We start from the raw sequence: 21,310 nt of genomic DNA, 5'->3' as shown, positions 1-21,310 counted from the left end.
ATCATGAACACGGATCAGGGCAGCCAGTTCACGTCCTTCGTCTGGACTGACAGGCTGAAACGGGTTGGCACCCGGATCTCTATGGACGGCAAAGGGCGCTGCATCGACAACATCTTCATCGAGCGCCTGTGGCGGTCCCTGAAGTATGAATGCGTCTATCTGCACGCCTGGGAAACCGGATCGCAGGCACGGGTCGGCATCGGGCGCTGGATCACCTTCTACAACCACCAACGCCCTCACACTGCCCATGGCGGCCAACCGCCCGCCGTGGTCTACTTTAACCGCATTGAAACCGATCAGCAGGTGCAGGCAGTAGCTTAAACAACCCGGAAAGCTGTCCAAGAGTTGGGGAGTAGCTCAAACAAGCCAATTGCGTATCGTCCGCAGACAAACAAACACCCCGCTTGCCATAGCTTCAAAACGAGACCAGCGCTGATCTGAACAGCGCTGACGATTACATCATGCGATCGCTACCGGGCCAGCCGTACCGCTTCTGTCGCCAGGCGGCGCGGCCTACTTGAAGCCTGACACACAGCTGGGGTTATGGAGCCGGAGACCGGTTCGCATTTGTCTGACGACATCCTTCAGCGCAATTGAAAAACCGATCAGCAGGCGCAGATAATGGCTAGAATAACCCGCAAGACTGTCCAAGATTTGAGGAGTAACTCACATGCATGCGTTGTTTTTTGAGGTCCGCCCAAAGCAAGGACATTTGAAGCATTACTTTGAACATGTCGCTGTCCTTAAGCCCGTGCTTGCGCAGCATGCAGGGTTGATCTTTATAGATCGCTACTCATCGCTTGTGGACAGGGATATCTTGCTGTCGCATCAGTTTTGGGAAAGTGACGCTGCCATTGCAGCCTGGCGTCAGGACTGCGTTCACCGAAGCTCCCAGACCGCAGGCCGCACAGTTCATTTTGAAGACTACCGGATCCGCGTCGCTGAACGTGTTTTACATGTCAGGACCGGGCAAGACATACCGCAGGCATTGCCCGAGATGGCGCGATCGGCCAACGCCCGCTATGTTGTGGCGGCCTATGGAAACTTGGAACTTAAACACCCAGATTTCTCATGCTTCCAAAGTGTGAACAATGCTGCATCGTTCATCGCTTTGGCAGAGGCTCAGACGATCCAACGGACATTGGCGCTTGTTGCAGCCATCGCCCCGTCACCAGGCCTTACGGAGGTCCTAGCATTACTGGTTATACGCGACTACGGCATGCATGATCGCGCAGAGGCACCGGTATCGCCAACCAGAAAAGAGTCATGATTACCTGTCTTGAGGTTGCTGAATCTGGCCAGTTCGCTGCGATGTTATGCGGTCCGGCTGACCTTCAGGCCAAGCTTGAACTTTGGTCCATAGCTTCCGCTAAGGGTTACCAACACATTGCGCTTGACTGAAAGACATCTCCTTTTGGTCCGCGCGGATCGCTGCCAGCCTCAAGAACACCTGTATCGGGGTCATATGAGGCTGCCAGCAGATAGCCCTCTGACCAATCCGTCGCGACCTCGATATCATGACCTAGTTTTTCTAACTCCTGCAAAACTGCCCCCCCGACGCGTGGCTCAATACGCACGCGATTGGGAAAACGGTCATGTGGAGCGAAAAAGCCAGGGAAGTTCTCGCTGCTGAGTTTCGGTGCCTCAATCGCTTGTTGGATGGTCATTCCGAACAACACCCGGTTGAGATAGAATTGAAGTTGCCACTGGTCTTGCTGATCCCCTCCCATGCTGCCAAAAACCATCCATGGCTTGTCGCCACGAAGTGCCAGTGAAGGGCTTATGGTCGTTCGCGGCCGTTTGAACGGGGCAACCCTGTTTGGATGGTGCTCTGGCTCGAGATAAAAGGTCATCAAGCGGTTGCCGAGAGGGAAGCCAAGCGCAGGAATCACCTCTGCAGACTTGATCCAGGCACCACTCGGAGTTGCGGCGACCATATTGCCCTCTGAATCAATAACATCCACATGCACGGTGCCATGCCCCCACGGAGCAACTTCAAAGCGCTTCTCCTTTGCCAATAGCGCCTTACCCTCCCAGGCATCGCCGGGCCGCATTTCACCTATGGCTTTGCCCGTATCAATCAACGCATCCCTTAGCGCTGCATACTCCTTCGACAACAGCATCTCTGAAGGGACATGCGCCTGAGACGGGTCCCCGTAATATTGTTCTCGATCCGCATATACCAGTTTGATGGTTTCAATCAGGACATGCAGATACTCAGCGCTGTTATGACCTAGACTGTGTAGATTTCTACGCTCCAGCATCGCGAGACATTGGAGTATGGTCGGTCCTTGGGTCCAGAATCCGCATTTGTATAAAGTAGTGCCAGCAAAACTCATTGCATGTGGCGTTTCGATCTGGGTCTCATAAACTGCGAGATCGGTGCGCTCGAGAAATCCATCTCTCTCCTTGCAAAACCGCGCGATCTCATTGGCGATGTCGCCCTGATAGAAGTTGCGATATGCAGCGTCGAGGCCTGCCTTGCGATCTCCGCGTGTGCTTGTTTCGGCGTGGACCAGCGCCTCCAGAGTGGCAGCCAGTGCTGGATTGCGGAAGATCTGGCCCACCTGCGGCAGATCCCCATCTGGCAAATAAAGCGCCGCACTGCCGGGCCATTCACGACGGAATTTCTGTTCGAGGGCACGGATGCCGAACTTTTCTTGGTTCAGCATTCCTGAGTGCAAAGGAAAACCGTTGCGCGCTAGCTCTATGGCCGGTGCGGCCACTTCGGCCAGAGACAATCGGCCGTGGCGCGCCAGTGTTCGGATCAGTGCGCCGGGGGCTGCCGGGACGCCGGCTGCCAGCACACCTTCGTCCGGCACATCTGAATAGCCCCGATCACGATAAGCTTGAGCAGTCGCTCTTTGTGGTGCGGCTGTATTTCCATTGACCGCTTCGACATCCCCGCTCTGCGCCATGCGGACCAGAATAGGACATTCTCCGCCAAATGTATGCATTTGAGGATTTACCAACCCCTCGACGAGGACCGCAGCAACTGCAGCGTCGACGGCATTGCCTCCAGCTTTGAGTATGTCGGCGCCTGCATGCGTCGCGAGATAATTTTCTGTAGCGATCGCACCACGTGTACCCAAAAGCCGCGCGTGAAATGTGCTTTCGTCCGTCGAAGCGCTCCGAAATGCACGGGTGCTCATGCTGCAATTCTCCTGATGGAACTGTTATATCCCATCATCACTATTTACTTTTAAGAAGCAATATTTGCTGAAATACGCCCGCGCGTTCTAGGGATAGGACCAATTTATCTCGCACAGCTGGTGTGATTCAGCCTGCGGTCGAAAAAGGGGGACAGGCGACCAAAGAGGCCGTCTGATCGGCCGGACGAAGGGCGGCTTGAGCATTAAGCTGCACGCCGTCGCTTATGCGGACCGCCGTCCGATCCGGTTCTACATGACTGCCGGCCAGGTCAACGATTACGCGGGCGCAGCTACCCTTCTGGGCAGTCTGCCTTTAGCTGAATGGCTTTTGGCCGACCGGGGCTAGATGCCGACAGGTTCAGGGCAGTGTTGAAAGACAAGGGCCAAAACCCTGTATCCCCGGCAGGAAGTCGCGGGCCAAGCCTATCAAATACGACACGCGCCGTTAGAAACGCCACAACATGATTGAGATGATGTTGGGGCGTCCGAAGGATTGGCGTGGAGTGGCTACCCGCTCTGACAGATGCTTAAAGGCCTTCCTCTCCGCCGTCACATTCGCCGCTACCCTCATCTTCTGGCCACAAGGCCAGCACAACTCCTGACCTTAAGCCTTCGGGAAGCTAGAATCCTCATCAAGCCATGGCGCACCCACCACAACCCAGTCAGGCCGCACAGCGCTTTGGGATATCGGCGACCGACACCCAAAAGCATCACCCAGTGGACCAGAGGCCCACGATGCACTAACAATTGACCCAGATCACCAAATGAGGGCACGCCATCAACATGCGCCAGTCCTACAGCAACGCTGACACGGCGGCTGACCGCCAGAGGTTGGACAAGGACCCTTTGTTGCACCTGAACGACATTGGATTTTGGGATCGGAACGTGACATTTGTGCAGGCCAGCAACCTAACGCGTACAGGATGTGTTGTGCTGGCCGATAAGGGAAACTTGATCGCCTGGGCACCTGCTGCCTTAATGATGTGGGGCTACTGGGGCTCAGTCCACGGGCGGCATGCCGTGTTGTGGCGGCGCGGCGCGAAGATTGAGCTGGGCTCGGTTTTCGCGAACTGGTCGAGTGGTCTCGACCTCAGGCGGCAGATCAGCCTTGCCAAACCTGTGGCGCGCGACGTGTGTGGCGCCCGTCACGTTCTGATTACCGAGGACGGTTTGTGGATTGCCACGGGCGCGGGCGCGCGTGCCGCGGGGCAGGAGGATAGCTCCGGTAAGCTGCAGACCGACAAGCGCGTTGACATCGTGATCAAGAGGCTGGACCGTCCCAAGATAGTGCCCTCGACCGACATGATCCGAAATTTGGTCTATGCGCCGCGGTCCCGCTCAGTTCGCAGGGCGGTCATCAACGGACGGATCGCGCTAGAGGCGGGTCGGTTTCCGCACCGGGCCGAACGTTCGACCGTTGTCGACATCCGCGCGGCGGCCGCTGGTTTGTTCCGGCAGATGGGCTACACGGTTAATCTCAACCAGCTTTCGCCAAGGACGATCCGATGACAGGCCCGGTCGAGATCCCTCTTTCTCCTGATCAATTCGGGCCGGTGGAACGGACGTTCGCGAAAGCGGGAGGCATTGTGGTAAACGGCTTCCGCTACCGGTCTGGGGTGGCCGCCCTGCGCATCCTGAATGGCGCGGGCGAGGTAATCGTGCTGCCGTTTCAGGGGCAGCAGGTGTGGGATGCCACGTTCCTTGGGCGGCGGTTGACCATGGGGTCGGCCTTCGACGAACCGCAAGATACCGCAGATTTTCTAAGCAATAATGGCGGGCTCCTTTTGCATTGTGGGGCGGCGGCGATGGGTAATCCCGGGCTCGAAGACAGGCACCCGCTGCATGGTGAACTCCCCAATGCGCGCTATGACAACGCCCTCATTCAGCTGGAAAGTCTGGATGGCGCGATGGCCGCCACGCTGACCGGCACGACCCGCCAGACCCGCGCCTTTGGCCACAGCTACGATGCGACGGCCAGCCTGCGGATCAGGCAGGGCAGTACCCGGATCAGCGTTCGCATGGGGATCCAGAACCGTCAGCAACGCCCGATGGATCTGCTCTATCTGGCCCATGTCAATTTCCGCCCTGCCGATGGCGGCCGTTTCATCGACACGGTGCAGGATGGTGACATCCTGATCCGCAACACCTCCAAACCGGCGCTGAATGCTTCGCTCGCCGAACGCGACGCCGCCGCTTGGACCGCGCCGCAATCATCGGCGTTGCGTGATGTTCCGCCATCCGGCTCAATGTCAGTGGAAAGTGTTGCGGTTCTGCGCCCTGTCTCTGGGCCTAGCGGACAGACCCATGCCGCCCAAATGCACCCAGACGGCACGGCGGATTTCGTGACGTGGCGGACCGACGAACTTCCATTGGCGGTGCGCTGGATCATTCGCAATGGTGATGAGGACGCGGCTGGTTTCATGATGCCCTCAACGGCCTACCCAGATGGTCTGGCCGCGGCTGGCCGGCGTGGACAACTGGTCTGCCTGCCGCCCGGCCAAACCATCGATTTCGGCTATGAGTTTGGCGCAGTTGATGCGGCCGCCGCCACAGCACTTGTCGCCGAAATCACCGCTATCGGCAGACCCATTTGACCCAGACGGACAATGATAGGAACAACACGATGACTTCGCCTGACCGACCCGCCGGAAATGCCTTTGCAACCGTCGATTTCGACAAGCCGGGTCGTCAGGCTGGATTCGTGATGTTCCCCCATTCGCCGCATGATGACGCGTGGGGCGTAACCCGCCTGCCCATCGGCATCATCGCGAACGGGACGGGGCCGACGGTGATTCTAGAAGGGGGTAACCATGGCGACGAATATGAAGGGTCGATCACCATTTCCGAAATGATCCGCGACCTTGACCCTGCCAAGGTCAGCGGCCGCCTGATCTTGATGCCCGCCAACAACGTTCATGCCTGCACGTCGGCCCAGCGCACTTCCCCGGTTGACGGTGTAAATCTCAATCGGGCGTTTCCGGGCGACCCCAGGGGCACGATCACCCAGCAGATCGCGGCTTATCTGACCGATCATATCTTTCCGATGGGCGATGCGTTTCTGGATCTGCATTCGGGCGGATCGTCGCTGCAGATCCTTCCCAGCGCGATCATCGAACCGGTCGCGGATGCCCGGCACTATGCGCGCAACGTCGCCGCCGTGCGTGCATTTGGTGCGCCCAATACGGTCGTGATCGGAAATCTGGGCGATCCGCGCACGGCAACAGCGACAGCATGTCGGGCCGGGCTAACCACTGTCGGCACCGAAATGCGTGGCGGCGGGACGGTGTCTCTAGATGCGCTGGACATCTGCCGCAAAGGCGTTCGCAATGTGCTGGCCCATTTGGGGGTAATAGAACCGACCGGCAATGCTCCGCCACAGGCAGGCGACATCCTCAATCTGCCAGGCCCTGCCGCCTATGTCTATGCCGACGACGATGGCGTGTTCGAGCCATTTCACGAGCTTGGGACCCCGGTATTCGCAGGCCAGCCCGCCGGACGCATCCACCGACCCTGGGACACCGCCTTTCGTCCGGTAACCCTGTGTTACGCGCTGGACGGGATCGTTTTCGGCAGGCGTCATCTGGGCCGTGTTGCGCCAGGAAACTGTGTCTTGGTCGTCGCTGCCCCTGCCAAGGGCTTGCCCATGGGCCTGAGCGGAGCCGGAGCATGATCGCACTTTCGGATGTAGGGAGCGCGCGGGACCGCATCGCAGGCCAGATACGTCTGACCCCGGTGATGGTTCTTGATCGCGCGCGTGAGCCATTGCCGATCGCGGCCGAGGTGGTGGCCAAGCTGGAACTGCATCAGGTGACGGGGTCGTTCAAGGCGCGGGGTGCCATTAGCAGGCTGACAGACCTGCAACCGGACCGGATCGCCGCGGGCATTGTCGCGGCATCGGGTGGCAATCACGGTGTAGCCGTGGCCTGGGCCGCCTCGCTCGTTGGGCAAGCCGCGCGGATCTATGTGCCCTCGGGCGTCTCGCCCGCCAAGGCAGCGGCGATGCGGGGCTGGGGCGCGACGGTGACAATCGCGGGCGACGAATTCGTCACCGCTGATGCGGCGGCCCGGGCCGATGTCGCGCAAACCGGTGCCACCTATTTCCACCCATTCGCTGATCCGCAGGTTGTGGCCGGACAGGGCACTATCGGGCTGGAACTGCTCGAACAGGCGGGCGACTTTGACACTCTGGTCGTTGCCATTGGGGGGGGTGGGCTGATCTCGGGGTTGGGCACGGTGATCCGCGCCCTGCGGCCCGGTGTCAGCATCATGGGGGTCGAGCCCGTCGGATCGCCGACCCTTGCCGCCAGTCTGAAGGCTGGCAGGCTTGTTGGCCTCGATGCGGTCACAAGCCGTGTTCCCACCATGTCTTGCCACAAGACCGACGAACGGATTTTCCAGATCGCGCAGGGGGTGATCGATGAGATCCTCTTAGTCGAAGATGACGATATGCTTGCCGCCTCGCGCTGGTTGTGGCGCGAGTTCGGCATTGCTGCTGATCTTGCCGGCGCAGCCACGACGGCGGCTCTTCGGGTTCATCCGGCGGCGTTTGCCGGGTCCCGCCGCATCTGCACGCTGGTCTGTGGGGCGGGGCTGGAGGGGACCGTTTTATGAAGATCTTGGTTGCTGGTGCCGGGCTCTTTGGGCGCACGCATATGGAGCTCCTTGTGGGGCAGGGCGCGGTGATCGCAGCGGCTGACCCAGTGGTCGCCTTAGCGGACCGCGCGCGGGCTGATTTCGGCGCAGAGACAGGGCCGGACGCGATTGCGCTCATGGACACCTTTCGCCCTGATGGCGTCATTATCGCCGCCTCTGCCGCCGCGCATCTGCCTTTGGCTGGGGCGGCTCTGGCGCGCGGCATTCCGGTTCTCGTAGAAAAGCCGGTTGCGCTGACTAGCAAAGAAGCGGCGCGGATCGGGCAGCTTGCGGCGGCCAGCGGAACCTTTGCACTGCCGGGCCACGTGCTGCGCTTTTCCGCCCAGCACCAGGCCCTGGCCAGTGCGGTGCATCGCAGCACCATCGGGCCCGTGCTGTCGGTCACATCGCGGCGCTACCGCGATGCGGGCCATGCGCTGCGCTATGCCGACATTGACCCAGTCCTGATGACGATGGTCCACGACATTGACCTTGCGCAGTGGATGACAGGCAACCGTGCGATATCCGCGCGGGCGGATCGGGTGAGGGGCCGGGATGGGCGTTCGGTCACTCATGCCACGCTGCGTGACAGCGGTGGCGTCCTGTGGCAGCTGGTCTCGGCCTGGACCTATCCTGGTGAAGATGCCCCGCCCGACCGGATTGAGGTTCTGGGCGAAGATGGCAGCCTTGAATTGGTCGTCGGGTCCGGCCTGACCTCTTCTGCAGCGGGGCGGATCTTTCACAGCGATCCGACCGAAGACGCACTGCTGGCGGAACAGACGGCCTTCCTTGCCGCCATCAGTACCGGTATCGCACCGCCAGAGGTCACCATGGACGATGCCATCGCAGGCCTGAAGGCGGTGGAAATGGTGCTGGCCGACCTTGGCCTTGTCGGGTCAGGATCGGCGTGATGCTGGCCGATGCCCATCTGCACTTGTTCCGGCATGGATATGGGCCTGCGTCGATCCATGCCCGTCTGGGCGGCCTGTCCGACATCGATGCCTACGATCGTCTTCGCCAGACGCACGGCATCCGGGCGGGTCTTGTGATCGGATATGAGGCCGACGCGATCGACCCCGATAACAACCGCTATCTGCGCGAACTGGCCCCGGGACGCGAATGGCTGCACAGCCTTGCCTTTTGCGATGTCGGCGCCTCGCCAGATGCGGCATGGATCCGCAACCGGCTGGCAGAGGGCCACCGGGGGCTGGCGCTCTATGTGGCGGACACGGCGGCGGCGACCGCGTTGTCGGGTTGGTCCGCAGAGGCATGGCGCTCCCTGAACGACCATGCGGCGCTGATTTCGCTGAACGCCCGACCCGAGGCGACAGCTCTGTTGGCCCCGGTGATCGCCGCTGCACCTGACTGTCGTTTTCTCTTCTCCCATGTAGGTCTGCCGGGCCGCCACGGCGCACCTCCACATGGGCAGGCCCCGCACGACAGGCTACGCCCGTTGCTGGCGCTGGCCGGGCACGATAACGTTTACGTCAAGATCTCCGGCCTCTACGCGATCTGCGATCCTCCAAGCCTGTGGCCGCAGCAGACGGCAGATCCGTTTGTGGCTGAGGTTTTGGCAGCCTTTGGGCCCGAAAGGTGCCTATGGGGATCGGACTTCAGCCCGGCGCTGGAGTTTTTGAGGTTTGACCAGACGATCCCTGTGCTCACCGGCTGCCACCTGACGTCCGAAGAAACAGCTCAGGTCATGGGTGGCAATCTGGTCCGCCTGCTGGATCGCACCACTGGGTGAAAACAGGTGTTTTGGTAGGGTGGCCTTCTATTGGCTGGTTCACACGGACAATTCCGGGAAGGCCTAAATGTCTCGCTACCCGCAGGTCAGCGCGGGACTACTCAGCATCCCGCCGCGAGAGTTCATTGCCAGTGCCTCTTGCTCCGCCATTTACTGTCTTCGCTTTCTTAAACCTGTCGAGACGTCGTAAGTCTCTCTTTTCCTGTGGCGTGCACCTGCCGTTTCGACGATCAATGTGCAGTGTCGCGGTTGAGCACGTTATGATCTTTGCAGGAGCGCCCGCCAATGTTGGCGTCGCGTGCGGCGAAATTCTGGTCGCGCGCCACGTGTCGGCTCGCGACGGTGCGAAACAATCCCGCATTGCCGCTTTTGCCGTGCGGCGCGCCTTGAGGCTCACCCACGCGAAAAACGCCCGTTGCTCTTTCGCCCAATGTCTCCCGTGATCACATCAGCCACGATCATTCCGCCCAGCACCGAGACAAGAAAAATCATCGCCCCCGGGGAAAACATCCCGGCCGCAGCCAAGGCTGCCAATGGGATGTAACCTGCGAGGCCCCAGCCGAACCCAAACAAAAGGCCACTTGTGATCGGCTTCCAGCCTGATGTGCCATCCACTGGCTCGGCCTGCCCGCCCAGAAGAGGTGCCTGATGTTTGCCCGCTAAGGTCACGACAATTGCGGCCGTGACCACGGCAACAAGCAGGCCAAACCCCAGTGAAAGGTTCCAGGACGTCCCCAGCATCAGGAATGATTGCAGCAAAGCGGGGTCATGAAGGCCGGACAAGACAAAACCTGCGCCACACAGCAGGCCGCACGCCAATGCGACAAGACGGATCATGCGACACCTCCACCGCTTAGCAGTCCTTGCAGATAGACCGCGACTGCGGCACCTGCCACAATCGCCCCCCAAATGGCACCCATGCGCCCCGAGCGCCTTGCCGTTCCGGTTAGGGCGCCTCCCAAGCTTGCGCCGCCAAAGCGCACCCCAAGTCCGATAAGGACATCGCCGGCAACAAGAAGTGCCCAGTTGGGTTCGACAGAAACTGGGATTCCAAACCCAAACTTGGCCATAATCAGCGGGGCCGCTATACTGCCCCCAATAAAGGCAATGCTGGTTGCTGCTACGCCTTCGGCGCCACCAAGAAGGCTTCCAATCATCCTGGAAGCGCTCATGGCCCGGCCTGTCAGAACGGTCAAAAGACCTGCTGCGAGGCCAATGAGAGTGCCTCCTATGAGCAGCGATCCGAACCCAGACTCTAACTCACTCAAGACAACATCCTCCCTCTTTCAAAATCAGTTTGGGAAAAACAAGCTGGCAAAACGGGTGGAGCAGGATCGCCCTTGCCTTCTTCGCATCGAAGCGAGCGCTCTGCGCCACCCCTGCCACAGAGTCGGCGGTGGGGTTGCCCGCTGTGTTTTTCGAGACATTATGCGGCAAAATTGTGGCACATGTTGCGGTGTACGTCTAGATTCGATCGGCGTCGCGTTTTCGTGAGAATTTCTTAATTCATTGATAAATATATAAAGTACGAGTATTTTTTCAGAATTTCGCGTGATCTCCCCGACGCAGCGTCAACCAAGTTAAACACTTGAAACTGTAAATTTGTGGTGACATAGTGGCATGGGCCCATCAGGTAGTGCGTAAGACGTTTGCTTGTCCGGGCTGGGCAGAGCCAGTGTCGTCACTCTGCCCCTCTTTGAAAGTGACGACGAGGGCACGGAGGAACATCAATGTCCAACGATCCTGACAAGGTCTGGCCAACTGGCCTGAACTTGAGAGAAGCAGAAGAAGTCCACAGCTACCTGATCGACGGCACGCGCGTGTTCGGCGTTATCGCCCTTATCGCGCACATTCTGGTTGCCGTTTCGACCCCGTGGCTTGGGTGAGGAGCACATCATGAACAATGCAAAGATGTGGCTCGTCGTGAAGCCAACCGTTGGCATCCCGCTGTTTTTGGGTGCAGTCGCCGTGGGGTCCTTTGCGGTCCACGTCGCTGTTCTCAGCAACACAACTTGGGTTGCCGACTTCCTGTCCGGTAAGCCGATCGGCGCGGGCATGGCGTCAGCTACGCTTGTCTTGCCAGAGGAGGAGGCCGCCAAAGCTTCCTACACCGCTTCGGCAGGGAAAGAAGTGCTGATCACGATGCCAGATGGCACAACGGCAATTGCAGTTCTGCAAGCGCCTGACCAGCTGGCGTCCTACTAGGCTGATCCGCCCTGTGCCAGGGGCGGTGACAGCAGGTGTGAGGCCCCCTGTCCTCCGGCATGAGGGTCTCACACCATAATTTCCGCATGGGGTCGATTTGTCCCCAAGAATGGTCGGGTCAGCCGATGTTCAATTACAAAAGCTACGCGCTGCGCAAGATCTCGGGGGTCGGGGTCCGCTATCTGCCTTTCGCCGACGCGGCATCGGATGACGTGCCTTTGTCGAGACTGCTGCGTCTGTCGCTTTTTCAAGTTTCCGTTGGCATGGCCTTGGTCTTGATGGTTGGCACGCTGAACCGTGTGATGATTGTCGAGCTGAAGGTTCCTGCAGCGCTTGTGGCTGGAATGTTGGCCTTGCCGCTTCTCTTTGCCCCGTTCCGGGCGTTGATTGGCTTTCGGTCAGATCGGTTCCAGTCGGCGCTGGGGCTGCGGCGCTTGCCCTATATCTTCAAGGGCACGATGCTGCAGTTCGGCGGTTTTGCCATCATGCCCTTCGCGCTTTTGGTGCTGTCAGGCTATGGCGAGGCGATCAATGCACCGCGCTGGATTGGGCTGAGTTCGGCCGCGCTCGCCTTTTTGCTGGTGGGCGCGGGGGTGCATATTGTGCAAACGATCGGGTTGGCCTTGGCAACCGATCTGGTGCCGGAAGCGGATCAGCCAAAGGTCGTCGGGCTGATGTATGTGATGCTGTTGGTTGGCATGATCGTCAGCGCCTTTGTCTACGGCGCCCTTCTTGAGACTTACACACCGGGCCGCCTGATCCAAGTCATCCAAGGCTCGGCGGTGATCACCATTGCGCTGAACTTCTACGCCATGTGGAAGCAAGAGGCGCGTGACCGCAACCGGGCGATAACGCCTCAGGGCCCGCAGGTCGGGTTTTCCGAAGCTTGGGCCCGCCTGACCGAACGGCCGGGCATGATGCGTCTTTTGACAGTCATTGCACTTGGAACCGCGGGTTTTGGCATGGCCGATGTTCTGCTTGAGCCGTTTGGCGGGCAGGTTCTGCTGATGAGCGTGGCCGAAACCACAAGACTGACCGTGTTTCTGGCCTGCGGCAGCCTTGTCGGTTTTGTTATGGCGTCGCGATGGCTTGGCGCGGGCACCCGTCCGATTGAGATGTCGATTTTTGGTGCTGCGGTCGGTATTCCGGCCTTTGGCCTGATTGTCTGGTCATCAACGCTGCTGTCCGTTCCGGTCCTGTGGACGGGCACGGTTCTGGCGGGGTTTGGTGCGGGGCTGTTCGCGCATGGCACATTGACCGCCACGATGCGCTCGGCGCCGCGTGACCAGATCGGGCTTTCGCTGGGGGCTTGGGGGGCTGTGCAGGCCACCTCTGCCGGAGTTGCAATCGCCCTTGGCGGGGTGATCCGGGACGTGATTTTGGCGAAAGAAACGATGGGGGCCTCTGCCGCGACGCCCTATACATCGGTCTTCGCCCTTGAAGCCGGGCTCTTGACGCCTGGCCTCTTGTTGGCGTTACCCTTGCGGGGCAAGACTGGACTACGCAAAACCACATTAGAAGCAGCCGAGAAATCCGGTCCGACAGGGGTGAAAGACGCGCAAACCGCGGCGTCGCCCTTGGTGGAGGGGCGCGCAGGCTGAACGAAGATTACGTCAACCGGTCCTTACGGGCCTCCCAGGACAAAAGGTGAATTATGACGACCATCATCACACGACTTTACCCGACCCAGTCCGCCGCGAATGCCGCACGGGCGAGCCTTTTGGAAAAGGGTCAGACCGAAGACACGATCCAGATCATTCTGGGCGGCAAATCCGACGAGGCCGCCGCCGCGATGAACGCCGCGCGGGTCAGCAAAGCCTCGGCTGCGGCCTATCTGCAGGCGATGACGGGCAAGCAAGCACTGTTGGTGGTGCAGGCCCCCTTCAACCCCATCGGGACGGCGCAAAAGGCGATGCGGGTTTTGCAAAAGCATCCCGCAATGGATGTGGGCCTGGCCGATGAGGACGTCTATCTGCGTGAATACCCGGACGCACGGTTCTCAAACAGCATCATGAACGACCACCCGCTGTTCATGTCCAATCCGTTCCGCCGGTTGTCCCATGGGCATATCTTCGGCAGCAACCCGATCATGGAAAGCAAACCGCGCACCTCGGCGATGCGGGGCGGCGGTCATATGTCTCGGATGTTCTGGCCCATGAAACTGGTCTCGCCGCCCAAAGAGCGCAGCTCGGCCATTCGGGGCGGGCGGCTGTTCTCCTCGCTCTTCGGTCTGCCTTTGTTGACAAGCCGATGGCCGTCGCGGGACGATGTGCCCACCATCATTCGGTGATCTGCTGACATCAGACCACCACCCCGCCGCAGCAGACTGGGAGTGCGGCCGGCGTGATGGTTGTATCTCGCTCGAAATCCCAAGCGCCCCTGCGAAGCACGGGGGCGCTTGAAGGCGTGGTGCCCGCTTGCAGCGGGTGGAAGCGGAGAGGGTGCCAAAGAGGTACATTTGAGTGTTTTTTTGCGGGTGCTAGGAGGCTTGAGGCGCCATTTATCGCAAGAGCAGCCGTAGCTGCTGCGAACTCGGTCTGCTTGATCGAGATCCCTCTTGCCGGCCTTACAATTCCAACAACATCCGCTGCAGCCGCCGCAAGCCTCATGTTCTGGTGCGGAAGATTGCGCAGCCCAAAAGCTGCATGCCAATTGTCTAGAGGACATTAGATCGACTTATACAAATCGTGAAAAATCCAAAATGACATGCGCCATGGCCAAGCCCCATAAGGCAGCAAGACGGGGCCTTTGCGTCATCAACGTCTCAAATTTTTGGCAAACGCCTAATTTGGCAAGAAAGCCAGTTTTAATAGGTGTTTTGGCCTCGGCATGTGACCCCTGGAGTAAAATGACACAGGGCGTCAGAGCTAAGGGCAATTTATCCAGCTCAGTTCTTTCATGGCCAGTTATCACAAGCCAAGGATTGTTACTGATGCTTCGCGTTTTCAAGGCTATCTCCTGCGCAACGCTCTCAAACGCCTGCGTCAGGTCAGTCCGAGCGTTCCGGATGCGGCGGACTGTGCTTGCCATGATGGCATTTTGCCTTAGCGGCATTTTTTCTTTTGCTCAAGCAGCCGATCTGGAACTCATCGAATATGATGTAGATGCTTATTCCGGTGCTATCACCATCTCTCCGACTGTTGGGGACACTGTCAGGAATCGAGATGCCGGTTGCTATGGACCCGGTATATACCTCATGGGGTCGGGGGGGTTACACCGACACCAAGATTCATCTCTGCTTGCGGGACAGAGACATTCACCTTTACCGGCATCGGCTTTACCGGAGGATATCTATATAGCGATTATTTCGATCGTATTGTTCAATGGTCATCTGTTGCCGCCGCGCCAGTAGATACGACCCCGCCGACATCCAGCATTGTCGTGTCGGACACCGCATTGCTCGCCGGGGAAACATCTCTGGGCACCTTTACGTTCAGCGAGGCTGTCACCGGGTTTAGCAATGCCGATCTCACCATTGCCAATGGGATGCTGTCCGCTGTCAGCAGCGGTGATGGTGGCATCACTTGGACCGCGACCTTTACGCCGACGGCTTCCATGACGGATGCAACAAACGTCATCACCCTCGATATGACCGGTCTTACAGATGCGGCCAGCAATCCCGGGGTCGGTACAACGAACAGCAATAATTATTCGGTCGCGACCGTACGCCCCGCGGCAAGCATTGTCGTTTCGAACAATGCTTTGCGCATCGCAGACACATCTTTGGTGACCATTACCTTCAGCGAGGCCGTGACGGGATTTGCCAATGCTGATCTGACCATTGCCAATGGGACGCTTTCCTCTGTCAGCAGCAGTGATGGTGGCGTCACTTGGACCGCGACCTTCACGCCGACGGCTTCCGTGACGGATGCGACAAACATCATCACGCTTGCCATGACAGGTGTGGCGAATGCGGCCGGAAACTCTGGGACAGGCACCACAGACAGCAACAATTACGCGATCGATACAGTGCGACCCACGGCAACCATTGTTGTCGCGGACACGGCATTAAGTATCGGGGAAACATCATCGGTCACCTTTACGTTCAGCGAGGCTGTGGCAGGGTTTACCAATGCCGATCTGACCATCGCGAATGGAACACTCTCGGCTGTTAGCAGCAGTGATGGTGGTATCACTTGGACCGCGACCCTGACGCCCACGGCTTCCATAACCGATGCAACAAACGTCATTACCCTTGATATGATCGGCGTCACCGACGCGGCTGGGAATGCTGGGACGGGAACCACGGACAGCAACAACTACATGATTGATACGGTTGCTCCCACAGTGACCTCTGTCAACTCATCCACAGCCGATGGCACCTACACGGTCGGTGACACCGTCAGCGTTCAGGTGAACTTCAATGAATCCGTGACGGTCACCGGAACACCGCAGTTGACCTTGGAGACGGGCTCAACGGATCAGACTGTGAGTTATGCCTCCGGCTCTGGGACCTCGGCCTTAACCTTCACCTACACGGTTCAAGCAGGTGATAGCTCCGCCGATCTGGACTATGTCGGGACATCGTCTTTGACGCTGAATAGCGGCACGATCCGCGACAGTGCCGGCAACACTGCGACGCTGACGCTCGCGTCGCCGGGTGCGGCGAATTCACTGGGAAACAACAAGGCTCTCGTTATCAACGGGGTTCAGCCGGCAGTCACCGGCCTTAGCCCAAGTTCCGGTTCAACCACGGGCGGGACGAGCGTTGTGCTGTCCGGCACGGGCTTTACGGGCGCAACCGCAGTATCTTTTGGGGCGACCCCGGCGACAGGTTTCATCGTGAACTCTGCAACGCAGATCATCGCCACAGCACCTGCGGGTTCGGCGGGTGTTGTGAACGTCACAGTCACAACGGCCGGGGGAACAAGTTTAACGGGCGCGTCAAACCAATACACGTATGTCACTCCGGCCACGGTCCCCGGTGTCCCGACGATTGGGACGGCAACGGCGGGCGATGCGCAGGCCAGCGTTGCGTTCACGGCACCCGCCAGCAATGGTGGCGCTGCGATCACGGGGTATACGGTGACAGCCAGCCCGGGTGGCGCCTTCGGCACGGGGAGTTCCTCGCCTGTCATCGTTACAGGTTTGACAAACGGGACGGCCTATACCTTCACGGTGACCGCAACGAACTCGGCAGGCACCGGTCAAGCCTCGGCGGCGTCAAACTCTGTCACCCCGGCGGCGGCCCAGACGATCACCTTCGCGAACCCCGGCACCCAGAACTTTGGGACCACGCCAACGTTGAGCGCGACGGCAAGTTCAACCTTGTCGGTGACCTTCACCTCCTCCACCACAGGGGTTTGCACCATCACCTCTGGTGGCGCGCTGACCTTCGTCACGGCTGGCAGCTGCACGATCAATGCGGACCAAGCCGGGAACGGGAGCTTCTCGGCTGCGCCCCAGGTGAGCCAGACCTTCACAGTGAGTCCGATAGTGCCGGGTGCCCCCACGATTGGAGTGGCGACGGCGGGTGACACGCAGGCCACTGTTGCCTTCACAGCCCCTGCCAGCACGGGCGGAACCTTGATCACGAACTACACGGTGACGGTGAGCCCCCCGGATGTGGCGCCCGTCAATGGCAGTAGCTCACCGATCACCGTGCTGGGTCTCACCAATGGACAGGCTTATGCCTTCACGGTAACCGCAACGAACTCGGCGGGCGACGGTCCAGCCTCGGCGGGTTCCAACGCTGTCACCCCGGGTGCGGCCCAGACGATCACCTTCGCTAGTCCCGGTGATCAGAACTTTGGGACCACGCCAACGTTGAGCGCGACAGCAAGTTCAAGCTTGGTAGTGACCTTCACCTCCTCCACCTCAGGGGTTTGCACCATCACCTCTGGTGGTGTACTGACCTTCGTCGCGGCTGGAAGCTGCACGATCAATGCGGACCAAGCCGGAGACGGTACCTACTTGGCTGCGCCACAGCTGAGCCGGACCTTTAGCGTACTTCCCGTGGTCCCAGGCGCCCCGACGATTGGGACAGCGACGGCGGGCGATGCGCAAGCCAGCGTTGCGTTCACAGCACCCGCCAGCAATGGTGGCGCTGCGATCACGGGGTATACGGTGACAGCCAGCCCGGGTGGCGCCACCGGCTCGGCGAGCTCCTCGCCGATCACCGTCACAGGTTTGACGAACGGGACGGCCTATTCCTTCACGGTGACCACAACGAACTCGGCGGGCACTGGGCCATCCTCTGTAGCGTCGAACTCTATCACTCCCGAGTCTTCCCAACAGCAGGCCACCATCCCAGCGGCTCCAACCAACTTGACGGCCACGGCGGGGGATGGGTCGGCAACGATCAGCTTTACTGCAGGGGCAGACGGCGGGTCAGCCATCATCAACTATAAGTACAGCTTGGACAGTGGCTCAAATTGGACAGCCTTAAGCCCTTCTGACACGACAAGCCCGATCACGATCTCGGGGCTGACGAATGGCACGACATACGCGATCAGTATGCTGGCGGTGAACTCGGTCGGTGATGGCTTACCGTCGCAAGCTGTTTCGGTGACGCCACAGGGTCAGTCCGTGAACAACACTGTGTTCAGCAGCCAGCTGTGGTGGTTTGGCACCCCCAACAGCACATTGCCTCAAGCGGCCTTCACCAGCTTAGGTACCTCGCTGTCGGGCAATGGGTTCTTGATGGAAAGTGCTTTAGACCGATTTCTGGGAGACTACTTCTTCGGTGCCACGCCTTTCGGTTCTGAGCCCAATATGCCTTGGGCGGGGAGTGGCTTGAGAGTTGGACCATATGGCACCTATGAGGGTAGTTCTGGCGGCGCTTCAGAGCCCATTACTGACTCATCGGGCAACATCGTGAGCCTTTATGGCGACCAGTTTTTTGCCAGCACCAAGGGCACTAATGGTCTGCAGATCACCGGGTTTGACCTGAATGCCGATAACAACGGTGAGTTTCTGTTCAGCAGCATGAACTACCTCAGCGTCGCCAATGGCTGGCGTCGCACGGGCTTTGCTGAGTTGAATTACCGTGACACCGAAGGGGTCGGCTCTACGCTCAGCATGAATGGCCGGATGTCATGGGAACGCTATGCAAATGCCACCACCATGTACGGCTATTTCTTGGGCGCTGACGTGCAACGGTCGAACCTGCAAAGCGGTGCTCCGGGGCGGCAGAACACATGGGGCGCTGTTGCGGGTGCCTATGTAATCGCGCAGGCGGAAAATGGCGTGATCGGGTCGGCCTATGGCGGGATTGGGCTGAATGCCAACGATCTGTTCATGGACGATGGCACCGTCACCGTTGCGGACCAGTATGGCACCCAGTCGATCATGCTGGGCGCGTCTGTGTCTGGCGAGATGGACCGGCAGAGTTATCTTCTGCGCCCGTCTGTGTCGGCGAACTTTGGTCAGACCTACATTGGCGATCTGAGCATGACGCAAACCACGGCTGGCAACTCGACGGCCTTGCCGGTGTCGGGCGGCACGGTGCGGTTCTACAGCCTTGTTGTTGAGCCGGAGTTTGTCTTCAAGATGAACGCGTCTGCTGTCGGGCAGGGCCTGTCGGAAGTTACGCTTGCCCCGCGGCTGACCTGCGAGCGTCGTGAAGCTGTGACGGGCACCCGGGATTGCGGGTCGGGTCTGGCGCTGAACCTGACCCGCGCGTCCAGCGATGGTTTGACCACGGTGAACGCCGGCGTCAGCTTTGATCGCATCGGTGGCCAAGACCGCAGCTCAGCCAAGCTGCAACTGCAGATGGCTTTCTGAGGGCGCCCACATTCTGAGACAGGGGCGGCACTGCCGCCCCCTTTGCTTTGGCCGGGTTTGGTGCGCGGCGCCGTTGATCACGTGATACGCGCCATGTGCCGAAGCCTTCTGCGTATCAGGCCACCCGTTGATGGGCGTTGGCTGGACATCCCTGCAAGACCCATCCGCGCCCAATCGCATCTCAGGCTTGCGCGCCGGCGTTTGCTGGGCAAACCATGTGCCATTGCCAAGGAGGTGAGCCATGCCTGCAAAAGACCTATACCTAGGGGTCGATGCTGGATCGTCGGTCTGCAAGGCCGCGCTGTTTGACCAAGACGGGCGTCTTGTTGCGGTCGCGGCTGAGCCCACGCCATTGATCCGGTCAAATGCGCGGGTCGAAGCTGATCCGGAGCGGGCATGGGCTGCGGCGGTCAGCGTGCTGCGCCAGATGGTTGCCGCCGCCGCGTCCGAGGGCCAGATCGTGGCCATGGGGCTGGCCGGGGCGATGGTCGGGGCTTGGGTGGTGGATGCCAACGGGCAGACGTTGCGCGCCGGGATCAACTGGGAAGACAGTCGCGCGAATGGCGTGATTGATGCGATGAAACAGCAAAATCCCAAGGTGCTGGACGATATCTTTGCGCTGTCCGGGTCTGCGTTGCAGCAAGGCTGCACCTTGCCGGTGACCGCTGCCCTGTTGACGGAAGAGCCCGAGGTCATGGCGCATGCCCATGCTGTCCTTGGATACAAGGATTGGCTGCGCCTGCGACTGACGGGCGAGGTGGCGACCGATGTCAGTGAAGCGGCGGTCGCACCGGGGGACGCGCGCGCGCAAGGCCGCAGCGCTGACCTGATCGACCTTTTCGGTCTTTCCGCCCATCGGTCGCTTTTTCCGCCAGTGCTGGCCTCTGCCGCATGGGCGGGGCGGGTGACGGCTGCAGTCGCGGTGGAAACCGGATTGCCGCAAGGCCTGCCCGTCGTGGCGGGGGCAGGGGATGTGATCGCCAATGTGATCGGCGCGGGCGGCTTGCAGCCGGGCGCCATGACGGGCCTTTTGGGCACGACCTGTATGATCGGCATCTGCCGCACCGAGCCGGTTTTTGAACCTGCAGGTCTGGGGCTTTTGTTCTCCTTGCCCGAACAGCATTGGTTCCGGGCGATGGTCAATGTGGCTGGCACCTTGAACCTTGATTGGGTCACGGCCTTGCTGTGCCCCGAACTGTCAGACCACCCCGACCGTTGGCGCCGCATTGCCGAGATGGCGGCATCGGTTCCGGTCGGCTCGCGCGGGGTGACCTATCTTCCCTATCTCAGCGAAAGCGGGATCATTGCCCCGGTTGTCGATCCGTCGGCGCGGGCGGGTTTTGGCGGTTTGACACCCGCCGTCGGCCGGGCCGAGATGATCCGTGCCGTCTATGAAGGCGTGGCCTGTTCTATCGCCGATCTGTGCGACCTTCTGGGCACCCAAGGCGCGGGCCCCATTGTCCTGACCGGAGGCGGTGGGCGCAGTGCGCTGTGGTGTCAGATGATTGCAGAGCTGACCGGTCGCGTCGTTACCGTGCCTGAAGGCGCAGAATTCGGAGCTCGAGGGGCGGCCTTACTGGCCGCGACGGCCATGGGTCGCTTTGCGTCCGTGCGCGAGGCCTCCGCCGCCATGGCCGCCGATGGGACCACCTACCGGCCCTCTGGCACCCAAACTGCTGAATGGGCGGCCTTGCGCACCGCCTACGGCATGGCCCGCGACCGCGCGCTGCGCTAATCCACACCTGACAAAACGGCCGACAGAGCCCGATCCTTAGCCGGAGATGGGCGCAAAGATTTCTTGCCAATCGAATTGGTCTATACCAATCTTGCTCTGGTACACTCCTTTTGG

Annotated in this window: 17 protein-coding genes and 2 pseudogenes; 16 read left to right on the top strand and 3 right to left on the bottom strand. The window is 60.0% G+C overall.

The window, feature by feature from the left end:
* The coding region (locus AC72UB_RS06980; RefSeq protein ID WP_505189129.1) for a transposase at nt 1-321 on the top strand (321 nt) is incomplete at its 5' end.
* 349 nt (nt 322-670) lie between these two features.
* Nucleotides 671-1,270: an antibiotic biosynthesis monooxygenase family protein gene (locus AC72UB_RS06975; RefSeq protein WP_505189128.1), complete on the top strand. Its 600-nt coding sequence runs from the start codon at nt 671-673 to the stop codon at nt 1,268-1,270.
* 106 nt (nt 1,271-1,376) lie between these two features.
* Here the strand turns inward: AC72UB_RS06975 and AC72UB_RS06970 are convergent, their stop codons facing one another.
* Nucleotides 1,377-3,152 carry a gamma-glutamyltransferase family protein gene (locus AC72UB_RS06970; protein ID WP_505189127.1) on the bottom strand — a complete coding sequence of 592 codons (1,776 nt, stop codon included), beginning with the start codon at nt 3,150-3,152 and terminating at the stop codon, nt 1,377-1,379.
* Nucleotides 3,153-3,315: 163 nt separating this feature from the next.
* On the opposite strand from AC72UB_RS06970, the pseudogene AC72UB_RS06965 reads away from it, so the two are divergent.
* The 8 genes and pseudogenes from AC72UB_RS06965 to AC72UB_RS06930 all read left to right on the top strand — a co-directional run.
* A pseudogene (locus tag AC72UB_RS06965) lies at nt 3,316-3,754 on the top strand (IS5 family transposase); the annotation flags it as partial.
* A gap of 5 nt (nt 3,755-3,759) precedes the next feature.
* Nucleotides 3,760-3,896: pseudogene (locus AC72UB_RS06960) on the top strand (integrase core domain-containing protein); the annotation flags it as partial.
* 39 nt (nt 3,897-3,935) lie between these two features.
* The gene (locus AC72UB_RS06955; RefSeq protein WP_505189126.1) at nt 3,936-4,661 is read left to right on the top strand and encodes an amidohydrolase family protein; all 726 of its coding nucleotides are present in this window, start codon (nt 3,936-3,938) and stop codon (nt 4,659-4,661) included.
* A gap of 44 nt (nt 4,662-4,705) precedes the next feature.
* On the top strand, nt 4,706-5,746 hold the full coding sequence (locus AC72UB_RS06950; RefSeq protein ID WP_505189125.1) for a DUF4432 family protein: 1,041 nt from the start codon (nt 4,706-4,708) through the stop codon (nt 5,744-5,746).
* 29 nt (nt 5,747-5,775) lie between these two features.
* On the top strand, nt 5,776-6,822 hold the full coding sequence (locus AC72UB_RS06945) for a succinylglutamate desuccinylase/aspartoacylase family protein (protein WP_505189124.1): 1,047 nt from the start codon (nt 5,776-5,778) through the stop codon (nt 6,820-6,822).
* Nucleotides 6,819-7,763: a threonine ammonia-lyase gene (locus tag AC72UB_RS06940; RefSeq protein ID WP_505189123.1), complete on the top strand. Its 945-nt coding sequence runs from the start codon at nt 6,819-6,821 to the stop codon at nt 7,761-7,763. The genes AC72UB_RS06945 and AC72UB_RS06940 overlap by 4 nt, the downstream gene beginning before the upstream one ends.
* On the top strand, nt 7,760-8,695 hold the full coding sequence (locus AC72UB_RS06935; RefSeq protein WP_505189122.1) for a Gfo/Idh/MocA family protein: 936 nt from the start codon (nt 7,760-7,762) through the stop codon (nt 8,693-8,695). The genes AC72UB_RS06940 and AC72UB_RS06935 overlap by 4 nt, the downstream gene beginning before the upstream one ends.
* Entirely contained in the window at nt 8,695-9,531 is an 837-nt protein-coding gene (locus AC72UB_RS06930) for an amidohydrolase family protein (RefSeq protein ID WP_505189121.1), read from the top strand. Before AC72UB_RS06935 ends, AC72UB_RS06930 begins: the two co-directional genes overlap by 1 nt.
* A 393-nt stretch (nt 9,532-9,924) precedes the next feature.
* On the opposite strand, the gene AC72UB_RS06925 is transcribed toward AC72UB_RS06930, so the two are convergent.
* Nucleotides 9,925-10,368 carry a DUF6691 family protein gene (locus AC72UB_RS06925; RefSeq protein ID WP_505189120.1) on the bottom strand — a complete coding sequence of 148 codons (444 nt, stop codon included), beginning with the start codon at nt 10,366-10,368 and terminating at the stop codon, nt 9,925-9,927.
* Nucleotides 10,369-11,261: 893 nt separating this feature from the next.
* On the opposite strand from AC72UB_RS06925, the gene pufB reads away from it, so the two are divergent.
* From pufB to AC72UB_RS06905, 4 genes are all read left to right on the top strand, one after another.
* A complete protein-coding gene (pufB, locus tag AC72UB_RS06920) occupies nt 11,262-11,417 on the top strand; it encodes a light-harvesting antenna LH1, beta subunit (protein ID WP_463291312.1) in 156 nt (51 codons plus the stop codon).
* Nucleotides 11,418-11,427: 10 nt separating this feature from the next.
* Nucleotides 11,428-11,736, top strand: coding sequence for a light-harvesting protein (locus tag AC72UB_RS06915; protein ID WP_505189119.1), 309 nt, complete (start codon nt 11,428-11,430; stop codon nt 11,734-11,736).
* A 125-nt stretch (nt 11,737-11,861) separates the two neighbouring features.
* The gene (locus AC72UB_RS06910; protein ID WP_505189118.1) at nt 11,862-13,337 is read left to right on the top strand and encodes a PucC family protein; all 1,476 of its coding nucleotides are present in this window, start codon (nt 11,862-11,864) and stop codon (nt 13,335-13,337) included.
* Between the two features lie 53 nt (nt 13,338-13,390).
* Nucleotides 13,391-14,026: a hypothetical protein gene (locus tag AC72UB_RS06905; protein WP_505189117.1), complete on the top strand. Its 636-nt coding sequence runs from the start codon at nt 13,391-13,393 to the stop codon at nt 14,024-14,026.
* A gap of 386 nt (nt 14,027-14,412) precedes the next feature.
* Here the strand turns inward: AC72UB_RS06905 and AC72UB_RS06900 are convergent, their stop codons facing one another.
* Complete coding sequence (locus AC72UB_RS06900) at nt 14,413-14,685, bottom strand: hypothetical protein (protein ID WP_505189116.1); 273 nt, start codon at nt 14,683-14,685, stop codon at nt 14,413-14,415.
* Nucleotides 14,686-14,907: 222 nt separating this feature from the next.
* Here AC72UB_RS06900 and AC72UB_RS06895 point away from each other — a divergent pair, with 222 nt between their 5' ends.
* Together AC72UB_RS06895 and AC72UB_RS06890 are read left to right on the top strand one after the other, a co-directional pair.
* Nucleotides 14,908-19,461, top strand: coding sequence for an Ig-like domain-containing protein (locus AC72UB_RS06895; RefSeq protein WP_505189115.1), 4,554 nt, complete (start codon nt 14,908-14,910; stop codon nt 19,459-19,461).
* A gap of 241 nt (nt 19,462-19,702) precedes the next feature.
* Entirely contained in the window at nt 19,703-21,196 is a 1,494-nt protein-coding gene (locus AC72UB_RS06890; protein WP_505189114.1) for an FGGY-family carbohydrate kinase, read from the top strand.
* Nucleotides 21,197-21,310 lie beyond the last annotated feature (114 nt).

The sequence above is a fragment of the Allotabrizicola aquatica (SeqCode) genome (genome assembly GCF_965194375.1).
Classification (GTDB): domain Bacteria; phylum Pseudomonadota; class Alphaproteobacteria; order Rhodobacterales; family Rhodobacteraceae; genus Tabrizicola_A; species Tabrizicola_A aquatica.
Note: the sequence above shows the minus strand (reverse complement) of the source record. Positions and strands in the feature narration are given on the sequence as shown.